Genomic DNA, 26,136 nt, shown 5'->3' on the forward strand with positions numbered 1-26,136 from the left:
AAGTATATTTTGTTATAAAGTAGAAAAACCGATTCTTAGTAGAATCGGTTTTTTATATAAATGTCAACTATGTACCAAATAAAAGAGCGCTTATTAAAAGCGCTCAGTAAAAATAGTTATATGGAAGGATTTATTCAATCCCGTTCGGATCATAAGAATACTGCTGCTTATTCTCAATCCGCTCAATCACATCTTGCAACTCATCCGGCTTTAGAAACTCAATTGGAGAGAAGCCTTTCTCGAACGTAAGTGTATCAGCCTCAATCATTAATACGTATCGGTCATTTACCTTTGCGATATGTATTTGATCCCCGAAATCAGCAAGCAGGGCCTTCACAGAGATATGATCCGCTTTTAGCTTTAATTCCACTTCAGGAGCATGCTCTACGATTTGAGCGGTAGCTTCCATTACTTCTTCGGTTGAGAATTGTTCCATAATTTCGCGTTTCGGACTGGCAGCCCATACTTCCATTGCTTGGTCGAATTGTTCGCGTTCTTCCGTACCTTCTTCAAATACATCTTCAATTTGGTCGTATACCATGTCCATTACTTGTGTTTTCATAATTTCAGGCATAGAGCGTTCGTACTCGACGAATTTTAAGAAGTCTTCAAAGTAGCGGGCGTGTGATGCTTGGTGAATTTTTAGTTCGCCCACTTCGACCATACCTTCTTCAGGCATGTACGGATATTGGATAGATTTCATGTTTTTTGTTGTGATGGCCATTTCAACGTTACGAATTAGTGTGGATTCATCTGAAATTGAAGCGACTTTCGGTTCAAAGTCACATTTCATAACGAAAACGAATGGATCATCAAAGTATTTGCGTAGTTTTGCTTGCGCAATTAAAAATACACCACCGCGTACAGCACTTGTGTCAAGATATGTATAAACGAGAGGTTCGCTCATATCTTTGAAGTTTTCCTTAGTTTCTGCAAAGCGAATGCGATTAAATAGGTTGTAATGAGGGTTTGAATCAAGTTCGTGTCCTTCTTCTACAATGAAGCGACCGATCTTTGTCGGAGCTTGTTCTGTTTTCGCATGGCGTTCTACTTTTCGCTTTGAAATTTTTAATAATTCACCATTCAAAAATTCTTTTAAGGAGCTATCTTCGTACTCTTCAGCGTCTAATGTTTGAAAATGTTTGTAGCGTTTATCAACAGCTTCGCCTTTTCCTTCTACCTGTACAACATAAAAGGAAAGATAATTTATTTCAAAATCCATATTTATCACCTTGTTTCATTTCATTAACTCTTATCAGTATAGAGATGGAAAAAACTTTCGTCAATTTATATAAGGAAGGGGGAGTCCCCTTCCTTATATATTTTTTTATTTTCGAAATTAAAATCCGTCTTCTAATGCTGAAAATGGAATGTTCAGTCTGTTTTCTACTGTACGTAAACGTTGGTTTAAGCGGTTTAATCTACGTGTATGACGCTCAACCGTGTTTTCTAATTGACGTACTCTTTGCTCAAGTTCATTTACTCGTCTTTCTAGTTGACGGTTTCCAGTACCAGGAAAAGAGATTGGAAGTTGGAATTGTCGATTTTGATCATATGGATTAACTTGTTCTACTGGATCTATATATTGTTGGTATTGTGCTTGTAAATCATATTCAGGCTGATAAGCATTTTGGTTATATGGATCGTATGGATTGTAGGGGTACATAAAACATCCTCCATTTCTTTAAAATAGGTTAAATTCACCATAATGTATGTGCAAAAGCGGAGCGGTGGCACGGCAAATACCTATGTATGTTCATAGGATGTTTCTTTGTAAATAAGAATATGGAGTTTTTACATTTGTATTCCGTTCGTTTTATGGTATATACTGGATAATACAATGGGGTTACATAAAGGTTACAATTCTATCAAACTCAAACTTTTATATAAATATGTATAGACATTTGGAAAAGAAAAGAGTAATTTATATAGAGTAAAAAATAACTTGTAACAATTTATAAATATATTGTAAAATGATTGTAACAAAACATACATAAAAATGAAATAATACATAAAAGTAATATTGGGAAAAAGGGGAGAGTATATTGTTCCGTAAAGTAAAGGGTATATTAGTTGGGGTGTTATGTGTAGCTGTAGTGAGTGGTTGTGGTACAAAAGTAAGTGATGTTGCATTAGTAAGTGATATTGGTGGCCACACGGTAGAGGCTAAAGCAGAAGTACAGGATTCTATTAGTTTAGTTGATGGTCGAACTGGTACGGAAGTGAAAAAGTTAGATTTATCGAGTCTAGGCTATTTTGAAGATGAAGCAAAATTTAAAAAATCGGTAGAGAAGGTTGCTAAGGAAGTTGGTAAAAACGTTGACAAAAAGATGGTTCCTTCACGTTTAACATCTGACGGAAGTTGGCAAGAAGGAAAGCCTTCTTTTGAATTAATGGAAAAAGAGTTAGTAAATAAATTATTAAACGTTGGTATGTGGGATTCTTCATATCAATTACCTATTGTTGAGAAAAAACCTACCGCAACATTAAATGATGCACAAGGAAGTGGCACGGTAATTGGTAGATATGAAACGAATTTAGGTGGCTCAACAGGTGGTCGTATTGAGAATATTCGTTTGTCAGCAGCGAGCATAAATGGAGTTGTATTAGCAAAAGGAGACAGTTTCTCTTTCAATGCATTAATTGGTGATACAACGCCAGATAAAGGATATCAACTAGGAAAAGAAATTGTAGATGGTAAATTAGTAGATGGATATGGCGGTGGTGTTTGTCAAACATCATCAACATTATACAATGCAGCAGATCAAGCTGGTTTGAAAATGGTAGAGAGAACTACACATTCTAAAACAGTAGGCTATGTTCCACAAGGAAGAGATGCTACGATTGCTTATCCATACTTAGACTTAGTGTTTGAAAACACGAATGATGCACCTGTGAAACTCTATATGGGCATTCAGGGCGGAAAGTTAGTTGCTGAAGTACATAAAATGAAATAAGTATAATACTAAAGTAAAGCCATTATTTCTAAGTTTGATAGAAGTAATGGCTTTTTCAGTGCGATTAATATTACACTTCAAGATATAATGCATTTTAGCAGGAGTAAAACAGTCTTAAAAAGTATTGAATTTAATTCTTAGTTTTCCTATTGACATTATCAATAATAGAATGTATTCTTCATAATAACAACTAAATAAATGGAAAAAATTATTAGTTTTCTTATCAAGAGAGATGGAGGGACTGGCCCGATGAAATCTCAGCAACAGGCTACAAAAGTACTGTGCTAATTCCAGCAAACGTATGAAGCGTTTGGAAGATGGGGGGAAATGGATTAACATTCAACTCTTCTTATATGTGTAAGAAGAGTTTTTTGTTTAGAGAGGGGGGATAGAGTGAAGTTTGATGTAACGTATTTTTTAGAAAGTTTTCCGCAATTATTTAAGTACGTATACATAACGTTAGGGATTACTGTAGTTTCAATGATTATTTCTTTTGTTATAGGGATTGGCTTGGCGATCATAACGAAAAACAAAACGAAATTTTTATATTCTATTGCAAGAGTATATATATCTTTCTTTAGAGGAACACCTTTATTAGTTCAATTATTTGTGTTGTATTTCGGATTGCCGCAAATATCCCCGACCTTTACAGTGCTTACAGCAATGCAAGCAACTCTAATTGGGCTCAGTTTAAATAATGCTGCTTATTTGTCAGAAATTATTCGAGGCTCCTTAAATGCTGTAGAATCAGGACAAATGGATGCTTGTTTATCAGTTGGAATGACAAAGGCACAAGCTATGCGGCAGATTATCTTTCCACAAGCTATTCGTGTCGCAGTACCGTCACTTGGAAATAATTTTGTCGGATTGTTAAAAGAATCTTCATTATCTTTTGCACTTGGGGTGGCTGAAATTTTGGCGCAAGCGAAAATGCTAGCGGCACAATCGTATCGTTATATGGAAAGTTATTTAGCGGTAGCGATTGTATATTGGATTATTACAATTGTAATTAGCTGGGGACAGAAAAAATTAGAAAGGAAACTTGATGCACCGTACTTGTAAAAGGAATGGGTGATATATGTGATTGAGATAAGAGATTTGTATAAGTCTTACAAGCATAATGACGTACTAAAAGGAATCTCACTTACTGTAAATAAAGGAGAAGTGGTAGTCATTATTGGGCCTTCTGGTTCAGGTAAATCGACATTATTAAGATGTTTAAATTTATTAGAACAACCAGAGGATGGAAGGATTAGAATTGAAGATTTAGAGATTCATGCGAAGAGATTTTATAAAAAGGAAATAATAAAATTACGCCAAAAAACAGCTATGGTCTTTCAAAACTATAATTTATTTAAAAATAAAACAGCATTACAAAATATTACAACGCCATTAACAGTTGTACAGAAAAAAAGTGAAGGAGAAGCACAGAAAATAGCAAGAAATCTATTAAAACAAGTAGGTTTAGCTGATAAAGAGGCTTCTTATCCATCAATGTTATCAGGTGGACAACAGCAAAGAATAGGGATAGCTAGGGCAATGGCTTTAAATCCTGCTGTATTACTATTTGATGAACCGACTTCGGCACTCGACCCAGAATTGGTGAACGAGGTATTGCAAGTGATTAAAGATTTGGCAAGGCAGCATATAACGATGGTTATTGTTACACATGAAATGAATTTTGCGAAAGAGGTGGCAGATCGCATTATATTTATGGCTGATGGCATTGTTGTAGAGCAGGGAACGCCGGAAGAAATTTTTCGGAATCCCAAAAATGAACGCACACAAAAATTTTTACGACAACTAAATGCTTCTGAAGAAGGCAATCATTTCGTTATTTAGGAGGAAGAGTTATGAGAAAATCATCATTATTACTAACATTAGCATTAACAGTATCAGTTGGAGTTTTATCAGCTTGTGGTTCGGATAAAGCAAGCGAAAAAACAAATGAAAAAGTAGTGAAAGTTGGGACTTCCGCAGGGCGTAGCCCATTTATTTTTAAAGAAGGTGAGAAAGTAAAAGGGTTTGATGCTGAGATTATTGAAGCAGCTGCTAAAAAGGCTGGATATAAAGTGGAGTGGAATGTTTCTGATTTTGAAGGATTATTCGGTTTATTAGATTCAGGTCGTATTGATACAATAGCAAATGAATTATCCGTTTCTTCGGAAAGAAAAAAGAAATATGATTTTTCAATCCCATACGTGTATTCAGGATCTGTTTTCGCGGTTAAGAAAGATAATAATGCAATTAAATCGTTAGAAGATCTGAAGGGAAAGACTGTAGGTGTTGGGCTTGGTACAGCGGGAGAACAAGAGTTAAAAGCTTTAAATAAAAACAATGCTTTTACAATTAAAACGTTCTCGGAAGATCCAACAGCAGAATTAAATGAAGTAGGGCTTGGACGCGTGGATGCTTACTATAATGATAAAGTTCAAGTGGAAACGACAATAACAAAGGCAAAACTAGATAATGTGAAAGTTGGATTTGGTCCACTTGAATGGGGAGAGATTGCATTTCCATTTGCAAAAAAGAGTGAAAAGTTAGAAGATATAAATAAAGCGTTGAAAGAATTAGAGCAAGATGGCACATTAAGTGACATATCGAAAAAATGGCTAAAAATTGATGCAACGAAAAAACAAAATTAAGGTGTATTCGTTGAATGGGAATATCGCCATTCAACTTATATAAAAAACTAAAGGGAACTAGAGAGGGAGTTATTCATGGTACAAATTCATCCGAAAACACGTATTGGTCATGTGGAATTTAAAGTGCAAGATTTAGAGTGCCAAATTGCTTTTTATGAGAATGTAGTAGGTCTAGAAGTAATTAAGCAAGAGGGGAATAAAGCATATTTATCAGGAAAAGGTGGAAAGGACACGTTACTTGTTCTGGAAAAGTTAGAGGACGGGGTACTGCAAGAGCCACGTACGACTGGTATATATCATATAGCCTTTTTAGTTCCGACTCGTGAAGCCTTTGCTTCGGCATTATTTGGGGTGATTCGTAATAAGAATGTAATTGATAGCCCAGCTGAACAAGAAGGGCGTTATACATATTCTAATGAAATTTTACCAATTTCAAGGTTTAATAGTGCAAGTGATCATACGTATAGCGAAGCGTTTTATTTACAAGATTTAGAGGGAAATGGTATTGAAATTTACGCAGATCGTCCGCGTGACCAATGGGGAGAAGGACCAGGGGGAAGTACGCCGCTAGATTTAAAAGAACTGGCAACGCTAGTTGATTATGAGGCTGATGGATTACCTGCTAATACTGTCGTTGGGCACGTACATTTACGAATAGCTGATGTAGAGAAGTCACATGAGTTTTATGTAGAGACAGTAGGATTTGAAGTGCAACAACGCGAAGATGACTGCCTATTCATTTCTGCAGGAGGATATCATCACCATATAGGTGCAAATACGTGGAACGGCGTAAATAATCCACACCCACCCGCACATGCAACTGGACTTAAAGTGTATACAATTGTATTACCGCATAAAGAAGCGTTAGATGAAGTGAAAGAAAGATTAATAGAAAAACAACATAAAGTAAACGAAAATACAAACGGATTTACAGTAGTAGATCCTAGCGGTATTACAGTGCAGTTTGAAATAGAAGCAGTATAAAAGAAGTCGGAAGGTGTATAATCACTTTCCGGCTTCTTTTTGATATGTAATCCAAGTAGCACAAGGATTGAAAGGAAAGGATTTTAATATTTCCATTGCATGTATACTCGTTGAATCGAATTCACCTTGAATGAAAGAATAACCGTGTTTATTTGCATACATAGCTTGTTTGAAAACGAGTAGTTTCAGTAAGGATAAATTTTCTGTAGTGTGAGTCCCGCCCCATCCTAGTTCTACCGTATTTTCCTTTTCTGATGTATGGAGGAAAGAGTATGCAATAATTTTATTCTCTCCATCTATCATTACAAAACTCCCATCTAGTAACACATCATCAGCTAAGATCTTTTCTTTCCAAGCTTCGAGCGGAAATGAGGCAACAGGATTTGCTAAGTGAGTATCCTCATAATTCGTTTTTACTAAGTGAGCTAGCTCTTCAAAGAAGATATTATTAGACAAGATGTTTGGTAAGGTTTGTACATCATAATTTGAATGAAGCATTGTATCGATAGGGATGATTTTTTGTACGTCTAATATTGGCATATAAGTTCTTCGGATTTCCGTAAAATCATGTTCTTCATAATAGGCTTTTAAATGAGCCGATGTTTCCCATATAGAGGTTTGTAATGGTAATTTGAAATTTTCTCGTTTTAGCATCTCGTTTAATAAAAATTGTTCTATGTGTAGCTCTGAATAGAAGGGGTTCGTATATATTCGAAAGTATGTGCAGTATGGATGGAAGCTACTGTTCCAGGTGAGAAAGATGCCTACTACATCTTTTTTATAGCAGGCAACATATGCACATTTTGTTTTACTATCTCGTAATAAGTTAAATACATAAGAGTCTTCCTTATATAAATCAATAAGTTGTTTTACTTTTAGCTCGTTACTTCTACTATATTTCTCTATAGTAAGATTATTTTCATTAGATGACTTCTTCATAGCTCAATCCAAAACCTTCTTACTACATTTCCATCTTCTTCAGTGAAATCATCATCACGAAGCCCACCGTTATGTAAAATTGTTTTTTCAGAAGCAGTATTCACTTCGTCACAAACGACAAGTGCTTTTGTGATGTTTAATTCCTTCGTTTTTTCTAGCGATAATTCTAATAACTTCGTAGCATAACCTTTTCTTCTTTCAGAAGGACGAATGCCATAACCGATATGGCCTCCAGCGTTAAATAAATGTTCGGTTAAACTATGACGTATATTCACAGCCCCTATAATTTTATTTTCATCTGTGACGAGCCAATATGTAGAGTCTGGTACCCAAGATTCAGGAAGGTTTACTCCGTTATGCGCATCGTGAAGTTCTTGAATCATTGCCGTGAAATTAGAAGGGTCTTTTGAGATAACCCATGGAATCATCGTTTCACCGCTATCTTTCCATTCTGTATAAAAATCTAAGTATTCTTCTTGTAAATCGATAGTAGGTGTTAGTAAAGAGACATTCATTGTCGGTAATCTCCTTTATTGATGTAGTATTTTAAAAAAATTACGATGTAAAATGAAAACGTTTTCTTAATTTTCTCAACCTCATTTTATACAATCCATATCTCGTTTTTAAATGGAAAGTACAGTTTATGGTTTTTCGTATAAAAAGTAGGTTGAATTCGATTTATGTTAATATTAAAAATATTAACATAAATCACTTGGGATATTAAGTATATTTTAATGAAACTCTTTTATATCGATAAATGGATTCGTGTGATAATTTTTATTTCATCTATCTATAATGAATGAAAGGGGGAAGGGCTCGTGAGTGTAAATGTTGATCTAATTATAAGAATCGGTGTTGCGGGTTTGTTAGGAGCAATAATTGGTATTGAAAGGGAAATTCGATCAAAAGAAGCGGGATTAAAAACACATTTCCTAGTAGCGGTAGGAAGTGCTTTAATAATGGTCGTTTCGAAATATGCCTTTTCAGATATTATGAATGAAGAACATATGGCTCTTGATCCGAGCCGTATTGCAGCGCAAGTTGTTAGTGGAGTAGGCTTTTTAGGTGCAGGGACAATTATTATTCAAAAGCAGGCGGTGAAAGGATTAACGACAGCTGCTGGTTTATGGGCCACTGCAGGACTTGGATTAGCAATTGGGGCTGGCATGTATGTAGTAGGAATTGGAGCGACGATTCTCGTTTTAATTGGTTTAGAGATTGTAAGTCGTATTTTTAAAGTGCAATTTTTATTTCCGCAAAATATAACAGTACAAATGTATATAAATAAACATGAGGCGGTACAACAAATATTAGAAACACTACAAGTGAAAGGCATCCCAATACTTTCATATGAAGTGGAAGCTTTACAGCAAGAAGCAGAAATAGTTTATAAGGTAGGGATGCAGCTGAAAAATATATCGTCAGAAGAAAAGAATGAGTTTATTCAGCATATGCAAACATTACCGGAAGTTACGTTTATAAAGTTAAAATCATAGCGTTGAAAATGAGGATAGATGTAGCAGGAATTTCGCTATTATCTATCTTTTTTTGATATAAAATGCACGGAAAGTCAAGTGTTAATATTACAAGACATGGATACATATGTGAACGTTCTCTTATTTTTTCTCAATACAGAATAAAAAGTAAGAATAGTAAAATAATGGTGCGGGACACTAAAAAATGTAAGGTAGGGGAGAGTATGAAAGGCTATTCAAAAAAAGTGTTAGTAGGGGTAAGTTTTGCTAGTTTAATGTTAGGGAGTTTCCAAGGGAGCACATTGGCAGAAAGTACAAAGGGAGAGCAAGTTTCTTATCGGAATGTGCTCAAAATGGAGCCAGTTGGTGTACAACTACCAGTGCAAGAATTAGCTCACTCATCAAAAGTACTTGAAAATAAGTCTTTTGAGAAAAGGCTACAATTTGCTGATTTGTCGCAAAGACCGCCTGAAGTGAAGAAGGAAAGTAAGCAATTAGCTGCAGCGAAAGCTTATACAATTGCTGAATTAAATCAATTGAGCAATCAGCAGTTAGTAGATTTACTCGTAACAATCAATTGGGAGCAAATTACGGGTCTATTTCAGTTTAATAAGGATAGTCTTGCATTCTATCAAAATGATAGTAGGATGCAGGCAATTATTGATAAATTGAAGCAGCAAGGACAAGCTTATACGAAAGATGATTCCAAAGGGATTGAGACTTTAGTAGAAGTATTGCGATCTGGTTTCTATTTAGGGTTTTATAATACAGAATTAAGCAAACTAAATGAACGGAGCTATCACGATAAATGCTTACCTGCATTGAAAACAATCGCAAGCAATCCGAATTTCAGGCTCGGTACATTAGAACAAAATAGAGTTGTATCATCATACGGAAAGTTAATAGGAAATGCTTCGAGTGATGTGGAAACGATAACAGCAGCTGCAAAGATTTTTAAACAATATAACGATAATTTTTCTACATTGGTAGACAATCTATCAGCTGGAAATGCGATTTACGATATTATGCAAGGTGTTGATTACGATATTCAATCGTATTTGTACGATACGAGAAAAGCACCGAAAGATACAGTATGGTACCAAAAAATTGATAGCTATATTAATGAATTAAGTCGTTTTGCCTTAATTGGAACGGTGACGGCGAAGAATGGTTGGTTAATTAATAATGGTATTTATTATACTGGTAGACTTGGTACGTTCCATAGTACAGGAACGAAAGGGCTACAAGTTGTAACAGACGCGATGAAAATGTATCCGTATTTAGGAGAGCAATATTTCGTAGCGGCTGAGCAAATCTCGACGAATTATGGTGGGAAAGATGCAAATGGAAATGTTGTTAATTTAGATCAAATACGAGAAGATGGGAAGAAAAAGTATTTACCAAAAACGTATACGTTTGATGATGGTGCAATTGTTTTAAAAGCTGGAGATAAAGTGACAGAAGAAAAAGTAAAGCGTCTATATTGGGCGGCAAAAGAAGTGAAGGCACAATTCCATCGTACAGTTGAAAGTGACCAACCTTTAGAAAAAGGAAATCCTGATGATGTATTAACGATGGTTATTTATAATAGTCCAGCTGAGTATCAATTTAATCGTCAATTATACGGATATGAAACGAATAACGGCGGTCTTTATATAGAAGGAACAGGTACGTTCTTTACTTATGAACGTACGCCAGAAGAAAGTATTTACAGTTTAGAAGAATTGTTCCGACACGAGTTTACGCATTACTTACAAGGTAGATATGAAGTGCCAGGGCTTTGGGGACAAGGTAAGATTTATGAGAATGAGAGATTATCTTGGTTTGAAGAAGGGAATGCGGAGTTTTTTGCAGGGGCAACGAGAACAGATAATGTTGTACCGAGAAAGAGTATTATAGGAGGGATATCTTCAAATCCAGCAGAGCGTTATACGGCAGAGCGAACGTTAAATGCAAAGTATGGAACGTGGGATTTCTATAATTATTCCTTCGCTTTACAATCGTACATGTACAATAAGAGATATGATATGTTTGACAAAATTCATGATCTTATTAGAAAAAATGATGTAACAGCATATGATGCATACCGCTCTGCATTAAGTAAAGATGCGAATTTAAATAAAGAGTATCAAGATTATATGCAAATGTTAGTAGATAACCGTGAGAAATATAATGTTCCATTAGTGTCAGATGATTATTTAGCAACTCACGCACCAAAACCAGTTTCAGATATTGCGGCAGAAATTACAGCAGAAGCAAAATTAAGTAATGTATCAGTAAAGAAAAATAAATCACAGTTTTTTAATACATTTACACTGCAAGGAACGTATACAGGAACTACTGCAAAAGGAGAGTATGAAGACTGGAAAACAATTACACAAAATGTTAATGATACGTTAAAACGTTTAAGTGCAAAAGAATGGTCAGGCTATAAAACAGTAACAGCTTACTTCGTAAATTACCGTGTGAATGCATCAGGACAATTTGAATATGACGTTGTATTCCACGGTATTAATACAGAAGAAGGTGCTGTGAATAAAGCGCCAGTTGCGGTTATAAATGGTCCATATAGCGGAAATATAAATGAAGCAATTTCGTTTAAAAGCGATGGATCAAAAGATGAAGATGGGAAAATTGTTTCTTATAAATGGGAGTTTGGTGATGGTACTGTAAGTAATGAACAAAATCCAACTCATGTGTATACAAAAGAAGGAACGTATACGGCGAAATTAACAGTAACAGACGATAAAGGAGCAACTAATATTGCTACATCGACTGTAACTGTTCAAAAGAAAGAAGATAACAGTGTAGAAAAAGAGCCAAATAACTCATTCCAAACAGCAAATAAACTGCAATTAAATCAAGTTTTACGTGCTAGTTTAGGAAATGGTGATACGAGTGATTACTTTGAAATTAATATAGAAACGGCGAAAAACCTTCAAATTAATGTAACAAAGGAAAATAATATCGGAGTAAACTGGGTTCTTTATTCAGAAGCAGATTTAAATAATTATGTTACGTATGCCCAGCAAGAAGGAAATAAGTTAGTAGGAAGTTACTACACGTATCCAGGAAAATATTATTTACATGTGTATCAGTATGGCGGGGGAACAGGGAATTATACGGTAGAAGTGAAATAGAAAAAAGGTCGCCGTGAGTGGCGACCTTTTTGTTGCGTGTTATACAAAAAAATTAAATAAAATTTACAAAAGCTTGATAGGCACTACCAAGGGAAAGTATCGTAGCTACCATATGTGCAGTCCATTTAGGCATACTTAAATTCAGTACGACATTATACAAGATTCCATATAAGGGGTCCTGCCGACAAAACGTGGAAATTATACGCTAAGCAACTTCTAGCAAAGAAAAAACCGATTTCCTGTACGCTAAGGAAATCGGTTTTTAGCTTAGTGATGAATTTATAGTTGTTTTCTTAACCTGGGGCCAAACAGCTACTTTGGTATAAATTGTGGTTTCAAAATATGGATGCCTTTATAGAGTATATAGCTAGTAGTAGAGCGGAATTATGCTATTATCTTTTTAGCCATTCGATAATTAGTTAATTTAATGCCCTTACGTTCTATAATTTGTGAACAGATTACGTGGCACCCTTTGTGTTTAAAGAATGACTTGGCAGTAATACTGGCCTCTGTGATAATCTCTAAAAAGTTTAATCTTTTTGCCTCTAACTCAAGCATATCAACAAGAGCTGAAGCTATACCTTTCCCTTGATAATCTTTATGAACATAAAGCCTATCAGGGGTTCAGCCGAGATACGTGTAAAAACGGGTCATAAGATGTAATATATTTCCATTATTAGTTTTTTAGTTAAAAATATCTACCTCATGATTAACAAAAAGCTGATTACCTATGCGCTATAAATGAACTGCCCCCAATTGTTAAACAAAACCTAGCAATTGGGGGCAGTTCATAGTTATCATTTGATTCTTCTAGTGACTTTCTCAAGTAAAGCACCCTTTGGTTTAAATTGGAGATTTCGCTCAATGTAACATCTCTTGTATGTTCAAGCATTGTTACAAGCTCTCCAATCTTATTTGAATAGTTTTCTCTTGAAATTATTCTATAATCTATCATATATATCCCTCCAATTCATGCTAAGCATAAGTTTACCAATAAAATAAAAAAACAAAGTCTGTAAATTTATGTAAAATAATGATATAATTTAATTGAATATAAAGAAAAAGGAAATCTGTTTTTATCAGTGTTACCTTATCCAAGACTAAATTTTACCCATACATCATTTTTTTGATGTAGCTCTTGAAGATAAAAACTATTTAATTTTCAAGGAACAGTTATTAACTTAAAACTTATTATACGAGGAGGGTGTATCATGAAAAAAATATGCTTTGTATTAATTGTCGACGCTGGTATAAATTATGGTTCAATATTTTCTCTACCATTTTTAAGGAATCAGGATGATTTGAAGGAATATTTCTCTGAGTATTATGATGTTTCAATTAATTATATCAGGGATAAAAACTCAGTTGACTATTTGGTAGTTCCCAAACCGTGTCCAGCTTTTGATAATGAAAATAATCTTCCAATAATTGAAGTACCAGCAATCTTATTTATGGAAAAGAATTTTGAAAAAATAAAGACTTATATAGACAATTATTTTTCTAATAACTCATAAAGGGGTCCCACCACATGCCCATCAAGCTAACCAAGTAAATTACTAGATAAGAAACGATCCTTGTTTCAAAACTAGCAATTGATAGAAAAGTAGGCATGCTAAAGAAGCCTATTAAAACGTGATTTTTTCGCTAGGCAGATTGTCTATGCTTCACCGTCGTTTTATACACAATCCCTAGAATATCAAAGACAGTCATCTTCTTATACCGATGACATTTACGACCGTTCTTTTTGAGCAGCAGATAAAGACGATGCAGAATTTTTAAAATTTCTTCTGTGCCAACGGCTATCGCTTGAAACAGTAACGGAAAGTAATCTTTAATCATATAAATCGCTTTGTATTCACTCAGCTCCTGCTTTGTCTTTTCAAGCAGAAACTGTCGCATTTGAAACATCGTAGAAGAACAGAGGAGAATGCCGATGAGTTGTCCATATAAATGGCACTCTAGGCGTTCTCTTTTAATATTTTTACATTCATCAATTTCAAAAAATGACTTCCACGTTTTAAACAAAATTTCAATCTGCCAACGAAGTGAATACAATGAGTGCACGTAGTTCGTTGGTACTCCTTCTAGAGACGTGTTCGTGATATATACATTCATACCCATTAAACGTTTACTTTTCTCCTTCATGACGATGCCTTTTTTCTTTTCACGTATCGCTTGGTTTTTCAGGCGTGTTTGCGTTTGATCATCGGTTAAACGATGGAAAATGACACGTGCTGGAAGCTTCTGATTTTGGCCAATGTATGCCTCGGGGATTTCTATCGTTTCACCTGGGATTAGACCCGACATCATTTGTGCCATATCAAGCTGGATGTATTCTGTTTGCTTTTTTAACGTGCCGTTGTTGAAGTATTCTGGCTCAGGGTTCTTGATATAAATGCGTGTATTCAGCTTCAACCGCGAGATATGGTAAGCCTCTTTATCATGAATAGTTTGTAAGTCTCCTAAATCGAAGTAGCCAAGATCACGTAAACACAAATCACCCGCCTCTACGGTTTCAAGGCAGATGGTACCGTATGCTTTATCATTATTCTTTCCTGGTCCAAGCTGCACGTTAAGAAATTGACCACTAAGTAAATCATATTCCAATTGGATTTTCACGCCTGCCGTATTACTACTCCCGCCTGAACCTTGATAGTTAGTGGCGTAATGATCAGGCAGTTGAAACACTGTCGCATCTAAAATACGGATACGATTGAAAGTAGAGATCATGTGTGCAGAAAGCGAGTGATTTGAACAGAGTTTTTGTGTGAGAAGAGAAGTAAAGACTTCTCGAAGAAATGCGACAGCTGCTGGATTAAAGCGTTGATTCAATCCTTCTGAGCTCATCAGTACCCCAGTTGAGGCTTCTAACTGACTGCACAATTGTGTAAGCGATGTGCTAGCGATTTCTTGACTGAGCCATACGCAAAGGGCAATGAGTTCGTTTGCTAGATACTTACTAGATCGCTGTACAAAACCAACTTGTTTGGCGATATCTTGTAGGACTATTGGAGATAAAAAGTATTGTAGCTCTTGTGCGAAAAGATTCAGTTCATTGGAAATGATAGGATTCATCAAAAACGCCATCCTTTCTGTATATTTCTACAAAAAGAATAGCGTTTTTTTGATTATATGGATACAAATTTATCTTAGCTTGATAGCGATGGGGCGGTACCCCTAATACCCCAGAAGGAAAAGAAGAGTTTGAATCCTTTAAGGTACAGGGCGTTCCATATATCATTGTAAAAGATCATGAAAATAACACTCAAAAATCAATTCTTGGATTCAGCACTCAATCATTAGAAGAGGCTTTTTCATGGTGTTTAATGCTCAAGAAAACTTATAACCGCATAAGTATATAGAACGACTAGAGCAAAGGCACATATTCCCATAATGATAATCGCTAGTGCGCTTTTCTCTTGTCTAAACCCTATAATTCCAAGAATAAATGCACTCAACATTGTTACCTTAAGCATTGTAGAAAGATTGGGAATTGAATATCCATTCAACCAGGTAGAGAAACTTACAATTACGGAAAAAGAGAACAAAGTTAGAACAATAGATAATATATTAATGTGCTTCCCATACTTCAGTTGCATTTCGCTACCTCCTTTTCTTTTCATTAGTGAATAATAGGTAGGTGACTGTATTTTTATTTTATTCTAAACTTTCTTAAAAATCTATAATAAAAAAAGAGGTTGTCTCAAAAGTCGCTGAATAGTTACTTTTAGGCAACCTCTTTTCTTTATTTTTTACTTTCCTCTAGTTTAGAGATACTTGCTTCTTTTTCAGGTAACGTATCAGCAAAATCCTTTTGAGATTTTAATAGGTCAGATTGTTGTATCCAAGCCATAAGATCATCTAAAGATTTACGGGCTTCTTTTACATCGCCAGTAATATCATTCATGTTCAACTTATTAAATGTAGCTAAAAATTCTTGTTGAATCTCACCTTGCAATGCATTTGCTTGCTTTGTTAATTCTTTATTTTCATCACATTTTGCCTTTTGAACATTATTCATAGCTTTCCCGATTTCATGCTTATCAAAAGCATCTTGCGCTTTCTTTAAATTTTCGGTTTGTTCTAACTTACTTTTAATCTTCTTATCATCCTTCAACTTCAAAGCCTCTTGATAATTCTTTATAGCTTCGCTATATTTTTTATCCTTAATGTTCTTATCAGCTTTTGATGTATAATCTTCAAAGGAATTACTACTACAAGCTGCCAGTAGCAAGATGAATGCTAGAATCAACCCATAAAACTTAACTTTTTTCATAGAAACTATGCCTCCTCTTCTATATGCATACACTTATAATATTACAATTTCTGTAAAAATAGAAAGGGATACATATGTTATCAATTTGATAAATATTCTATTCGAGGCATTATGTATCATTTATTACCTTTTTCGGTAGACTGAATATATTCAAAGAAATCCGGTGGTTCTTTCATTGCTTCTTTTTTTTATTTTTTCAAGTTCTTCACGTTCACGCGGAGACAATCTTTCTAGTAGGGGTACCCCCCATCACTATCAAGCTAAGAAATGCAAATACCTCAAAACGAAAAAATGAGCATTTTGTTACAAGTTAGTACAAAATTTCGTTCTGGGGGGGTACTATAAAATTTTAGCTTAATGGGCATGCGGCAGGACCCCTATAAGATAAAAATGATTAATATAAATGCAATGAATTGAAGAACTAACAAAAATAGTGGTTGTACCATTTATTCTCACTCCTTTTATTTAATATATTAATATAATATATTAAATAAGCGGAAGAGTTATTTCTATAAAGTACCAAAAATGTGATATAAAAGGGGTATTGGCAATTACAAGAACTAACGCGAACTATCATGTAACGTAACATATTATTATAAAATTAGTAAAAAAGGTTCGCCATTTATGGCGAACCTTTTTTACGCGTTATACCCGAATAATTTTAAATCTTCTCCTGAGTCTGAAATTATCTTTTCGAACTGCAATCCTACTTTTTCTAAAAGATTTCCTGAGGCGATGTTATCTATAGAAGTAATTGCTACTATTCGTTTCATACCTAGGTTCTGTACACCGTAGTCTATTACAGCGGAAGCTGACTCGTAGCCATATCCTTTTGAACGGAATTCTTCTAAAAAGGCAAAGCCGATATCAACATCTTCTAATGAATCCCTTTTAATAAGACCACACATACCGAGTGGAGTGAAATCTTCTTTTCGTTCAACTAAGTAAAGACCAAAGCCCATTTTATTATACATATCAACAGGTCCGTTTAAGATGTATTTTTTTGCATCTTCTAAGTTTTTGATCCTTTTATCACCGATATACTGAATCCATGCAGGATCATTTACTAATTTAAGAATAAATGGAGCATCTTTTATATCAAACCAGCGAAGAACGAGGCGTTCAGTTTCAAGAACTATCAAGCTATTGCACCACCTTTAACATTTATAATAATTAGTATGGATTGTGTAATACAAAATCGCAACATATTTTAAAATAGTCCTGATTGTTCACATAAAGTTCGTTTGTTTTGTATAAAGGGATATTTTATAATTAGGATTGATTGTAAAGAGTGAGATACTTATACAATGACTCCTAGGTAACTAGGAGTTTTTACTATATAACTATCATTATTACTAAATATGACACACTACACATTCTACTCAAGGAGGTACATAATGAAAAAATTATATAATGCATCGTTTACGTATTTGATTATCGGTTTATTATCAGGAATTTTCGCTAGGGAGTATGGAAAGTATAAGGGGATTGTAGGATCTACTTTGTTAAATCTTTTGCATACACATACACTTGTACTTGGCTTTTTCTTCTTCTTAATTGCTTTAGGATTAGCAAAAGTATTCGCGTTTCATGAAACGAAAAGTTTTAATAAGTGGTTTGTTGTACATAATATCGCATTAACTTTAATGTTAGGCTCATTGGCAGCGAGAGGGCTGCTTCAGCTAAATGGAGCGGACTTTAAAGGGTTAACTTATATTGTAGGATTTTCCCATTCGTTAATGGCAGTTACTTTAGTTTGGTTTATGTTGTTAATAAAGAAGTCGTTTAAAATATAGTTTTATAGAAAAGAACTTGCAGCAATTGCTGCAAGTTCTTTTTGTTTATTCGAAAGTAAGAAATGAATTTCGTATATGTAAAACTTGAATTATTTAATTTTTCGGATTATTATGTATAAAACCCTTAACATATTTTGTAATTCTAATTTATAGAAAGTAGGAGTGTGTACGATGGAGATAACAGTAGAACGTTTAGTAAATGAACTAAAGGGTGTACTTCCCGAAGATCGAGTAGTTGTAAATACGACAGTAAGAGAGTTACATAGTAAAGATGAATCTTATCATGCTAGTAGTTTACCTGATGTAGTAGTTTTTCCGAAAACGACTGAAGAGGTTAGTAGATTAATGAAAGTAGCGAGTGAGCATAAAAAACCTGTCGTTCCTTTCGGCGTAGGTTCTAGTTTAGAAGGGCATGTCATTCCATATGAAAAAGGAATTACAATGGATTTTTCGCTTATGAATAAAATACTCGAAATAAGAGAGAAAGATTTTCTAGTGAAAGTACAGCCGGGAGTGACTCGCTCTCAGCTTAATAAAGAATTGAAAAAGTATGGATTATTTTTTAGTGTAGACCCAGGAGCAGATGCAACGTTAGGTGGAATGGCTGCCACAAATGCGAGTGGAACGACAGCAGTTAAATACGGGGTAATGCGTGATCAAGTTCGTGATTTAGAAGTCGTTCTTGCGGATGGAGAAGTAATACATACTGGAAATTTAGCAGCGAAGTCATCATCAGGTTACCATTTAAATGGTGTTTTCGTAGGATCAGAAGGGACGCTCGGCTGCTTTACAGAGCTAACTTTAAAAGTATACGGCATACCAGAACATGTTATGGCTGCGAGAGCATCGTTTCCAACTATAAATGATGCAGTAGAAGCTGTCATTAATATATTACAAGCGGGTATTCCAATTGCAAGAATTGAACTTGTAGATGAATTATCTATGAAACAAGTAAATCATTATAATGAAACAAGTTACAGAGAAGAACCTACACTGTTTTTAGAGTTTCACGGTAATGAAGCAGGGCTTAAGCAAGATATTGAATTTACGAAGGAAATTGTTTTTGATCATAGATGTAAAGAAGTTGCTTTTGAAACAGAAACTGCGGCGAGAAATAAATTATGGGATGCACGGCATAATCTAGCATACTCTTACGTTCATAGCTATCCTGGTAAAAAGCTTATGAGTACAGACGTATGTGTCCCAATTTCAGAATTAGCTGGCGCAATCCAACATGCGAAAGAGACATTAGATAAAGTAGGTCTTGTTGGTGGTATTCTTGGCCATGTAGGAGACGGAAATTTCCACGTGCTCTTAATGATAGATCCAAACGATAAAGAAGAAGTGAAAAAGGGCGACGAAATAAATGAAAGTATCGTTTTATATGCTCTTAAACGAGGTGGAACGTGTACGGGAGAACATGGCGTTGGAATCGGAAAACGGAAGTACCAAGAAGAAGAACATGGGGCGGCATTACTCGTAATGGAAAAAATAAAGAAAGCTCTTGACCCGCAAAATATTTTGAATCCGAATAAAGTTTTTCAGTTGAAGGATAGGGGATGATGGGGTGAAAGTACTAGAAGCGATAAGTAATATAGCTGGAAAGTATTTTGCATTTTGGGTTATTTGTATTGCTGCTATTGCATATTTCATTCCTGGACCATTTCTCGGATTAACTAGTTACATAACAATTTTACTTGGCGTTGTAATGTTTGGGATGGGATTAACATTAAAGGCTGTTGATTTTAAAATCATTGCTACAAAACCATTGCCAGTTATTATCGGCGTATGTGCGCAGTTTATTATTATGCCACTTGTCGCATACGTACTAGCCTACGTTATGAATCTGCCAGCTGAGTTAGCAGCTGGATTAGTGTTACTCGGTTCAGTACCGGGTGGCACTGCATCAAATGTTATGGTTTATTTAGCAAAAGGGAACTTAGCGTTGTCAATCGCAATGACGTCATTATCAACGTTACTAGCACCAATTGCTACACCCCTCATTTTATTATTGCTTGCAGGACAATGGATGCCAGTAAATCCTATGTCTATGTTTCTTTCTATCGTACAAGTTATTATCCTACCTATCATTTTAGGATTAGTAGTGAAGAAGTTTTTCCCTAAAACTGTTACGAAAGGAATGACTGTTATTCCTTTCATATCAGTTGTAGCAATTATTATTATTGTTTCTGCAGTTGTTTCAGCCAATGTAAGTAGCATTACTTCTTCAGGTCTTCTTATCTTTATTGCAGTTATGCTCCATAATGCATTTGGCTTTTTACTCGGATATATAACAGCGTTCGTACTTGGACTAGACGAAGGGACAAGAAGAGCTATTTCAATAGAAGTAGGAATGCAAAATTCAGGCTTAGGTGTTGCGCTGGCAACAGCGCATTTTGGACCGGCAGCTGCACTGCCTAGTGTATTAGCAGCAGTATGGCATAACATTGCAGGACCAATTTTAGCGACCATTTGGTCAAAAAATGCAAAGAATACTTTCAGTGATGAAAATGTATCGGTAAATATAGAGAAATAGGAATGATAAAGAATGCAAAAACGTATTGTACATTTTGAAGGCTTAGTTGTATTCTTAGCCGCGACTTATACGTATTCAATATATGAATTTAGTTGGATCATATTTTTGGTGTTCCTTTTGGCACCGGATTTATCCATGTTGGCATATGGGATAAATAATCATGTAGGTGCTAAAATTTATAATATTTTTCACACATATATTATATCGATAGTAATAGCTATCATAGGTGTCTATTTTAAGATAGATACCGTTATAATGATTGGCTTAATTTGGACAGCGCATATTGGAATGGACCGAATGTGTGGATATGGATTGAAATATGAGACGGATTTTAAAGATACTCATATTCAAAGGTTATAATTGCTTTTGAGGAGAGGGATACATTGAAACAGAGAATTACTATCGAAGAATATAACATCAAATGGGAAAGTGAATTTAATAAGCTACAATCGCTCATTAACAATGCAATAAAAGAACTTGTTTTTTCCATTGAACATGTTGGGAGTACATCTGTTAAAGGACTTACCTCAAAACCAATACTAGATATTGACATAGTAATAGAAGATTACGAAATTTTTCCTGAAGTAGTAACAAAGCTTGGAACAATCGGATACTATCATCAAGCAGAATGGAGCTTCAAAGGGAGAGAGGCGTTTGGTAGAAAGGATGCTTTCGTTCCGTGGAGTGAAGAAAATACAGTTTGGATGGAACATCATTTATATGTGTGTGACAAAAATAGCGAAGAGCTAAGAAAACATATAGCGTTTCGGGATTACCTTCGTGAACATGAAGATGTTGCTGTTGAATATGGGCGTTTAAAGGAAGAGTTAGCAAGAGAATCGAAAAATCGATCCAGTTATAGTGAAGATAAGACTGCATTTATTACAAATATATTGGGAAAAATAAACTAAGGTCGCATTGAGTATATGCGACCTATTCTTTTTAAATTGAAAGCTGCCATTATAAAACAAATATAAACTGGCCCTGTTGAATGCTACGAGACTTAAATATAATGAGAAATAAAAGACCGGAAAAGAGGGAGTTTATGTACATATCAAAATATTTCGCAATACAAGATGAAGAGATGAAGTACGAAATAATGGAACAAAATAGCTTTGCGACATTATTTTCTCAACATAACGGGGAAGCATATGCAACGCATTTGCCGTTGTTATTAAATAGGGAGACTCTAACTTTACATGGCCATTTCGCACGTCCGAATGAACAGTGGAAAGATAGTGGGAATCAACACGTACTTGCTATATTCCAAGGACCCCACAGTTACATATCGCCATCGTGGTATGAAACAAACAATGCAGTACCAACATGGAATTACGTTGCAGTGCATGTATATGGAGAGTTGGAAATTGTTGAGGATGAACAGGAATTATTAAATTCACTTCAAGATTTAGTACATAAATATGAAGAGCCGCAGAGTACCTACTCGCTAAATGAGGTAGATTCGAATTATATGGCGGGATTAAGTAAGGGGATAGTTGGTTTTAAAATTAAGATTAGTAAAATAGAAGGAAAAGCGAAGTTAAGCCAAAATCATTCTGTGGAAAGAAGAAAATTAGTTGTGAAGGAACTTGAGAAAGTTGGTAGTGAGGGGAGTAGAGGGATTGCGGGTTTAATGAAAGAAACAAAATGAGTTCTGTGAAATAAAGGTAATTTGCTAGTTTTGTAGAAAATATATTTTTACTTAAAAGAAAATGCCTCCGTAGCTCTAGAAGGGAAGAGCGCCGGAAAACATGTCGCACCGGATCGCAAGGCGAAGGTTTCAGAAGCACCGAAAAGCAAATAAGCTGAGACAGGTGGAATTCCTGTCGGTGAAATTCCGTAGGGAAGTGTGTTCCCCTTAGCCTATGCTTACGAAAGGAGTACGGGTTCGAATCCCGTCGGAGGCATATGGAAAGCCCTGTATGAAGAGATAGCTTATTGATATCATTGACATTTAATGGTAAGTTTAAAACTAGGATGTTTTATAGGAGGAAACAAAATGGAAGTGTTTTTAGTAGCTATTTTTTCAGCTATTATCATAATGATGGGTGTTTTTGTTATAATAAAAGCTTGTTTTACTGGGTACAAGAGGAATGATATATCATTTCGGAAATTTATCCTTTTATCCAGTGCTTCCATTGTGATAGGTTGCTTAGTGTCATTAGTACTACCATTTGGATATGAAAAAATATTCGAATATATTAACTAAATAAGTGCATTTAAAAAGACCTTCTGAATTGAAGGTCTTTCGTTCTTTAAAGTGTTTTTTCAGCTGTTGTTGGGTTGTAGTCTTTACTTACGTCAACAGATTGAACAAAGTCAGGTCTTTGTGGTGCCGGGAAATCCGCATGGCCTGCTTGATATGTAAATGAACTATTGAGACCAATAGATACAATACCTATAACAGATAACCCTAAAACGATAGAACTAATTTTTTTTATCATTTTAATGCCCCCTTCTCAAACGTTTTTTCTTTTGCTTGTAATGCTTTATGAAAATACTCACTAGCTTTTATATGATTATTTTCATCGTAAAGTTTAACTGCTAATTTTTCTGAATATTCTTGAGTGTAGTTATATAAGGATTCTTTGTCGAAATACGCAATTCCTTCAAGAATAATATTTTCTAAGTCTTCAGTGGACTCATTATTGTTAAGAGACTCTAAAATTTTAAAGTGAAGCATATATTCTTCATTGTTTAGTTCTGTACAAATTTTTAATCCTTTTTTTATGAATTGATCAGCAATATTTATTTCATCAAGTTTAGAATGTTCTCTAGCTTGTAAGAAAATAGCTTTGAAATGGGTAGGCATTTTTGTCGTTACTTCAGATAGATGACGAATAGCTAGTGTCGATAAGTTTTGATTGGCATATAGCCATCCCAAATTATTACGCACTCTTAATAGTAATGATTCTTCATCCTGTTTCTGTAAAATGTTGATTGCTGAATTATATTTTTCCTCTGCTTGCTCGTATTGTTTTAAATATACAAAAGCTGCACCTAATACGCTTTCACAAGAGGCAACGTTCTTTTCATACCCTACAGCTTTTATGAAGAATTCTTTCGCTTTGGTTGCATATTCAATAGCTTCAATTGGCTGGTAAAAGTGATAGTGGAAAATAGCCATTCGATAATTAAATTCACCTTTTTCTACATCATCAATGGCATTTACTGATAGTTTCCCAGCTTTTTCATAATGTTCACTTGCTAAATTATAATTTGTTGTTAAAGTAGCATGAATTGCTTTAAATAAATGATAGTAGTAAGAAAGTTGGTGATTAGCTGGAATCGAGTAAGAATCTATCTTATTGAAACTGTCTTTTGTAATACTTAAACCATCAGTTAAAACTTTGAAACGAAAATTTAATAGAGAATAGTATAATGCTAAGTTTTCATCTTCCTCAAAGTTTAGTTCCTTTTCCTCAATTTCATGCTTTAAGTTTGTCGCCTGTGAAACATCTTGCTTTAGCATAGCTGCATACCAATCATTAAATAATTTCGTAATTTGTTCATTACCTTGTAGTTGAACGTTCATGAAATCCCCTCACTTTTTGAATATTCTTATAAAATATAGTATCAAAAATAACAATATTTAGAAATGATGTTTTATATTTCTCAACATTTGTATAGTAGAGTTGTGATTAAGCTCATTGAAATGGAGTTGAGTTTGTTTTTGGAGTAAAGAAAGAGCAGAGAAGATAGTATAAAAAAGGTGTGCTCACACAATTTGTATGAACACACCTTTTTACATTTTAAACAATCAAGTCCCACAAAAAGTACGATAAGGACGATTCGTCGGTACAGGTGGGACACAGTATTCTTCATGATCTGTAGTATAAGCATAAGGATTGGATAGAGCTTCAAGAAGCTTCTCCATTACGCTATAATCTCCACTTGTAACAGCTGCTTCTAATGCTTCTTCTACGCGGTGGTTCCTTGGGATGATGGATGGGTTATTATTTTTCATCATCTCGTAGGCGTTTTCTTTCGATTCTTCTTGTTTTTCTAATCGAGATTGCCACAGTTCGTACCATTCTTTAAATTCAGGGCTTTCAAATAGAGCTGTATTTTCGAGCGTATCAAGAGTTAATGAACGGAATGTATTTGTGTAGTCTGCTTTATATTTCTCCATCATTTTTAAAAGTTGCTCAATAAGTGAGTGATCTTGTTCTTCGTTGCTAAATAGTCCTAATTTCTTTTTCATTCCAAGGAACCACTGGTTTTCATACTGTACGCTAAATTTTGAAATTTCGTCTTGAGCAATTTTTAATGCTTCTTCCTCATCTTCATGTAGAATCGGTATTAAAGATTCTGCTAATCGTGCAAGATCCCATGCGGCCATATATGGCTGATTTCCATATGCGTAGCGGCCTTGTGTATCAATCGAGCTAAAGACAGTTCCTTGGTCGTAATTGTCCATAAATGCACAAGGGCCGTAATCAATCGTTTCACCGCTAATCGTTATATTGTCAGTGTTCATTACGCCGTGAATAAATCCAACAAGTTGCCATTTTGCGATAAGACTTGCTTGTCTTGTAATGACTTCTTGTAGTAAAGCAGTATATCGGTTTTCATGAGCTTCAATTTCTGGGTAATGCCTTTGTATCGTATAGTCAGCTAGTGATTGAAGATCCTCGATTGAGCCGCGAGCTGCAGCATATTGGAATGTGCCGACGCGTATATGGCTACTTGCTACTCTAGTTAAAATTGCTCCAGGTAACTTTGTTTCACGATATGTTGGTTCACCAGTCGTAACAACTGCTAAACTGCGTGTAGTCGGAATATCAAGTGCATACATCGCTTCACTAATAATATACTCACGTAGCATCGGACCGAGTGCAGCACGACCATCACCACGGCGTGAATACGGAGTAGGGCCAGAACCTTTTAGCTGAATGTCAAAACGTTTACCTGAAGGAGTAATTTGTTCGCCAATTAAAAGAGCACGACCGTCGCCTAACATATTAAAATGTCCGAATTGATGACCGGCATATGCTTGAGCTAATGGATGAGCTCCTTCTGGGAGAGCATTACCAGCGAAAATAGCAATTTCGACTTCTTTCTTCAGTTCTTCAGGATTAAAGCCAAGAGATATTGCGAGTGAATGATTTAGTTTAACTAGCTCCGGTGAATTTACAGGAGTAGGGGGGATTTCTGTATAAAATGATTGCGGCAGAGTCGTATAACTATTATCTAAATTCCAACCAGCTTCATTATTTTTAGTCATTTTATCTCCTCCTTGTTTATTTTTCTATTATGTATTTGTACGTATGTATTCTTTGTAAAATTAGCTAAAAGTATAATATGATATTTCCCCTTGCAATCTATTGTAAGGACTTCATTGCACTATGTCTATTTAACAGCAAATATAAAAACTCCATTTTAAAA

At 35.0% G+C, this 26,136-nt stretch carries 27 protein-coding genes, 1 pseudogene and 1 riboswitch; of the genes and pseudogenes, 15 read left to right on the forward strand and 13 right to left on the reverse strand.

What is annotated here, in order from left to right; genetic code table 11:
- Positions 1–130: 130 nt before the first annotated feature.
- Entirely contained in the window at positions 131–1,222 is a 1,092-nt protein-coding gene (locus KVT31_RS15890; RefSeq protein ID WP_000345047.1) for a DUF3900 domain-containing protein, read from the reverse strand.
- Positions 1,223–1,339: 117 nt separating this feature from the next.
- Entirely contained in the window at positions 1,340–1,666 is a 327-nt protein-coding gene (locus KVT31_RS15895; protein WP_088097240.1) for a hypothetical protein, read from the reverse strand.
- Between the two features lie 379 nt (positions 1,667–2,045).
- On the opposite strand from KVT31_RS15895, the gene KVT31_RS15900 reads away from it, so the two are divergent.
- From KVT31_RS15900 to KVT31_RS15920, 5 genes are all read left to right on the forward strand, one after another.
- Positions 2,046–2,957, forward strand: coding sequence for a VanW family protein (locus KVT31_RS15900; RefSeq protein ID WP_088097239.1), 912 nt, complete (start codon positions 2,046–2,048; stop codon positions 2,955–2,957).
- A 217-nt stretch (positions 2,958–3,174) separates the two neighbouring features.
- Positions 3,175–3,281, forward strand: a riboswitch (SAM riboswitch).
- 69 nt (positions 3,282–3,350) lie between these two features.
- The gene (locus KVT31_RS15905) at positions 3,351–4,019 is read left to right on the forward strand and encodes an amino acid ABC transporter permease (RefSeq protein ID WP_088097238.1); all 669 of its coding nucleotides are present in this window, start codon (positions 3,351–3,353) and stop codon (positions 4,017–4,019) included.
- Between the two features lie 18 nt (positions 4,020–4,037).
- Positions 4,038–4,799 (forward strand): amino acid ABC transporter ATP-binding protein, encoded by a 762-nt coding sequence (locus KVT31_RS15910; RefSeq protein WP_088097237.1) that lies wholly within the window; start codon positions 4,038–4,040, stop codon positions 4,797–4,799.
- An 11-nt stretch (positions 4,800–4,810) separates the two neighbouring features.
- Entirely contained in the window at positions 4,811–5,602 is a 792-nt protein-coding gene (locus tag KVT31_RS15915) for an amino acid ABC transporter substrate-binding protein (protein ID WP_088097236.1), read from the forward strand.
- A 75-nt stretch (positions 5,603–5,677) separates the two neighbouring features.
- Complete coding sequence (locus tag KVT31_RS15920; RefSeq protein ID WP_088097235.1) at positions 5,678–6,586, forward strand: VOC family protein; 909 nt, start codon at positions 5,678–5,680, stop codon at positions 6,584–6,586.
- Positions 6,587–6,607: 21 nt separating this feature from the next.
- Here the strand turns inward: KVT31_RS15920 and KVT31_RS15925 are convergent, their stop codons facing one another.
- Both KVT31_RS15925 and KVT31_RS15930 read right to left on the reverse strand, forming a co-directional pair.
- A complete protein-coding gene (locus KVT31_RS15925) occupies positions 6,608–7,525 on the reverse strand; it encodes a GNAT family acetyltransferase (protein WP_088097234.1) in 918 nt (305 codons plus the stop codon).
- A complete protein-coding gene (locus KVT31_RS15930; protein WP_088097233.1) occupies positions 7,522–8,040 on the reverse strand; it encodes a GNAT family N-acetyltransferase in 519 nt (172 codons plus the stop codon). Before KVT31_RS15930 ends, KVT31_RS15925 begins: the two co-directional genes overlap by 4 nt.
- Positions 8,041–8,343: 303 nt before the next feature.
- On the opposite strand from KVT31_RS15930, the gene KVT31_RS15935 reads away from it, so the two are divergent.
- Positions 8,344–9,021 carry an MgtC/SapB family protein gene (locus KVT31_RS15935; RefSeq protein ID WP_088097232.1) on the forward strand — a complete coding sequence of 226 codons (678 nt, stop codon included), beginning with the start codon at positions 8,344–8,346 and terminating at the stop codon, positions 9,019–9,021.
- A 203-nt stretch (positions 9,022–9,224) separates the two neighbouring features.
- Complete coding sequence (gene colA, locus KVT31_RS15940) at positions 9,225–12,140, forward strand: collagenase ColA (RefSeq protein ID WP_088097231.1); 2,916 nt, start codon at positions 9,225–9,227, stop codon at positions 12,138–12,140.
- Between the two features lie 384 nt (positions 12,141–12,524).
- Here colA and KVT31_RS15945 read toward each other — a convergent pair.
- Both KVT31_RS15945 and KVT31_RS15950 read right to left on the reverse strand, forming a co-directional pair.
- Positions 12,525–12,746 (reverse strand): annotated as a pseudogene (locus KVT31_RS15945) (GNAT family N-acetyltransferase); the annotation flags it as partial.
- Positions 12,747–12,864: 118 nt separating this feature from the next.
- Positions 12,865–13,095 carry a hypothetical protein gene (locus tag KVT31_RS15950; protein WP_088097230.1) on the reverse strand — a complete coding sequence of 77 codons (231 nt, stop codon included), beginning with the start codon at positions 13,093–13,095 and terminating at the stop codon, positions 12,865–12,867.
- 256 nt (positions 13,096–13,351) lie between these two features.
- Between KVT31_RS15950 and KVT31_RS15955 the strand changes: the two genes are divergently transcribed.
- Positions 13,352–13,654: a hypothetical protein gene (locus tag KVT31_RS15955; RefSeq protein WP_086404148.1), complete on the forward strand. Its 303-nt coding sequence runs from the start codon at positions 13,352–13,354 to the stop codon at positions 13,652–13,654.
- Positions 13,655–13,784: 130 nt separating this feature from the next.
- Here the strand turns inward: KVT31_RS15955 and KVT31_RS15960 are convergent, their stop codons facing one another.
- The 4 genes from KVT31_RS15960 to KVT31_RS15980 form a co-directional block, all read right to left on the reverse strand.
- A complete protein-coding gene (locus tag KVT31_RS15960; RefSeq protein WP_088097218.1) occupies positions 13,785–15,215 on the reverse strand; it encodes an IS4 family transposase in 1,431 nt (476 codons plus the stop codon).
- A gap of 248 nt (positions 15,216–15,463) precedes the next feature.
- Entirely contained in the window at positions 15,464–15,739 is a 276-nt protein-coding gene (locus KVT31_RS15965) for a hypothetical protein (protein WP_088097217.1), read from the reverse strand.
- 146 nt (positions 15,740–15,885) lie between these two features.
- Positions 15,886–16,416: a hypothetical protein gene (locus tag KVT31_RS30285; RefSeq protein WP_249276718.1), complete on the reverse strand. Its 531-nt coding sequence runs from the start codon at positions 16,414–16,416 to the stop codon at positions 15,886–15,888.
- A gap of 638 nt (positions 16,417–17,054) precedes the next feature.
- Complete coding sequence (locus tag KVT31_RS15980; protein WP_088097216.1) at positions 17,055–17,558, reverse strand: GNAT family N-acetyltransferase; 504 nt, start codon at positions 17,556–17,558, stop codon at positions 17,055–17,057.
- Positions 17,559–17,813: 255 nt separating this feature from the next.
- Here KVT31_RS15980 and KVT31_RS15985 point away from each other — a divergent pair, with 255 nt between their 5' ends.
- The 7 genes from KVT31_RS15985 (at position 17,814) to KVT31_RS16015 (ending at position 22,957) form a co-directional block, all read left to right on the forward strand.
- Positions 17,814–18,212, forward strand: coding sequence for a DUF2871 family protein (locus KVT31_RS15985; protein WP_088097215.1), 399 nt, complete (start codon positions 17,814–17,816; stop codon positions 18,210–18,212).
- A gap of 171 nt (positions 18,213–18,383) precedes the next feature.
- Positions 18,384–19,775 (forward strand): FAD-binding oxidoreductase, encoded by a 1,392-nt coding sequence (locus KVT31_RS15990; protein ID WP_088097214.1) that lies wholly within the window; start codon positions 18,384–18,386, stop codon positions 19,773–19,775.
- A gap of 4 nt (positions 19,776–19,779) precedes the next feature.
- On the forward strand, positions 19,780–20,748 hold the full coding sequence (locus KVT31_RS15995) for a bile acid:sodium symporter family protein (RefSeq protein ID WP_088097213.1): 969 nt from the start codon (positions 19,780–19,782) through the stop codon (positions 20,746–20,748).
- Between the two features lie 12 nt (positions 20,749–20,760).
- Positions 20,761–21,108, forward strand: a complete 348-nt coding sequence (locus KVT31_RS16000; protein WP_088097212.1) for a DUF4260 domain-containing protein — start codon at positions 20,761–20,763, stop codon at positions 21,106–21,108.
- A gap of 23 nt (positions 21,109–21,131) precedes the next feature.
- Complete coding sequence (locus KVT31_RS16005) at positions 21,132–21,659, forward strand: GrpB family protein (protein ID WP_088097211.1); 528 nt, start codon at positions 21,132–21,134, stop codon at positions 21,657–21,659.
- Between the two features lie 134 nt (positions 21,660–21,793).
- Positions 21,794–22,399: an FMN-binding negative transcriptional regulator gene (locus tag KVT31_RS16010; protein ID WP_088097210.1), complete on the forward strand. Its 606-nt coding sequence runs from the start codon at positions 21,794–21,796 to the stop codon at positions 22,397–22,399.
- A gap of 348 nt (positions 22,400–22,747) precedes the next feature.
- A complete protein-coding gene (locus KVT31_RS16015) occupies positions 22,748–22,957 on the forward strand; it encodes a hypothetical protein (RefSeq protein WP_088097209.1) in 210 nt (69 codons plus the stop codon).
- A 46-nt stretch (positions 22,958–23,003) separates the two neighbouring features.
- Here the strand turns inward: KVT31_RS16015 and KVT31_RS16020 are convergent, their stop codons facing one another.
- From KVT31_RS16020 to KVT31_RS16030, 3 genes are all read right to left on the reverse strand, one after another.
- Positions 23,004–23,192 (reverse strand): Phr family secreted Rap phosphatase inhibitor, encoded by a 189-nt coding sequence (locus KVT31_RS16020; protein ID WP_088097208.1) that lies wholly within the window; start codon positions 23,190–23,192, stop codon positions 23,004–23,006.
- Positions 23,189–24,283: a Rap family tetratricopeptide repeat protein gene (locus KVT31_RS16025; RefSeq protein WP_088097207.1), complete on the reverse strand. Its 1,095-nt coding sequence runs from the start codon at positions 24,281–24,283 to the stop codon at positions 23,189–23,191. The genes KVT31_RS16020 and KVT31_RS16025 overlap by 4 nt, the downstream gene beginning before the upstream one ends.
- Positions 24,284–24,508: 225 nt before the next feature.
- Complete coding sequence (locus tag KVT31_RS16030; protein WP_088097206.1) at positions 24,509–25,975, reverse strand: protein adenylyltransferase SelO; 1,467 nt, start codon at positions 25,973–25,975, stop codon at positions 24,509–24,511.
- Between the last annotated feature and the right edge of the window lie 161 nt (positions 25,976–26,136).

Source organism: Bacillus sp. GbtcB14, assembly GCF_019091205.1.
In the GTDB taxonomy this organism is placed as follows: domain Bacteria; phylum Bacillota; class Bacilli; order Bacillales; family Bacillaceae_G; genus Bacillus_A; species Bacillus_A cereus_AG.